Below are 771 nucleotides of genomic sequence, written 5' to 3'. Positions count from 1 at the left end.
CCCAGATTTCTGCTGTCTTTGATTTCACTGAACAGTTCTGCAGAATGGAGCAGTGTCTTTGTAGGTATACATCCTACATTGAGGCAGGTTCCCCCAAGTTCTGCATTTTCAACAAGGGTTACTTTATTCCCCAGCTGTGCAGCACGGATAGCAGCTATATAACCTCCCGGGCCTCCACCTATAACAACTACATTTCTAGAGCCTGCCTCACGTTTATCGCCCCGGACTTCCGGCTCTCCTGCTTCTTCTACCTCATCTTTTCCCTCTGCTCCCGCCTCTTTCAAAAGCTCTGAAATATCTTCATTCTCACCGGCTATTACAGCAACGGGTGTCAGGCATTTAACCGTCTCGCCTTCCTCTACGAGTATTTTTCTCACTACTCCGCTTTCCTTTGCCTCTATCTCGTTCGTAAGCTTATCCGTTTCAACTTCAAATAGAATTTCTCCCTTTTCAATTTTTTCTCCTTCGCTTTTATGCCACTTTGCCAGCATTCCTTCTGTCATTGTAAGGCCCAGCTTGGGCATTATCTCCAAACAACTCATTTTTAAAAACCTCCCATGTTCTAAAGTATAAGCAGTCCCGGTTTTTCCACATACTGCTTTATTCTCTGCAAAATTCGAGCTGCATAGGCTCCGTCTATGGCCCTGTGATCCGCTGTAAGTGACATACTCATAAGCGGCTTTATAACTATCTGGCCCTTTTCCACCACCGGTGTTTCAGCAATCTTGTTTACTCCAAGTATGGCTACCTCAGGCTGGTTTATAATAGGCG

At 45.4% G+C, this 771-nt stretch carries 2 protein-coding genes; both read right to left on the bottom strand.

Annotation, left to right across the window (positions count from 1 at the left end; translation table 11 throughout):
- Positions 1-542: biotin/lipoyl-containing protein (locus LN736_RS18840; protein WP_229982212.1), on the bottom strand; the 542-nt coding region annotated here is incomplete at its 3' end.
- A gap of 20 nt (positions 543-562) precedes the next feature.
- Positions 563-771: 2-oxo acid dehydrogenase subunit E2 (locus tag LN736_RS18835; protein WP_229982211.1), on the bottom strand; the 209-nt coding region annotated here is incomplete at its 5' end.

It is taken from the genome of Clostridium aromativorans (genome assembly GCF_020908015.1).
Classification (GTDB): Bacteria; Bacillota; Clostridia; order Clostridiales; family Clostridiaceae; genus Clostridium_B; species Clostridium_B aromativorans.
Note: the sequence above shows the minus strand (reverse complement) of the source record. Positions and strands in the feature narration are given on the sequence as shown.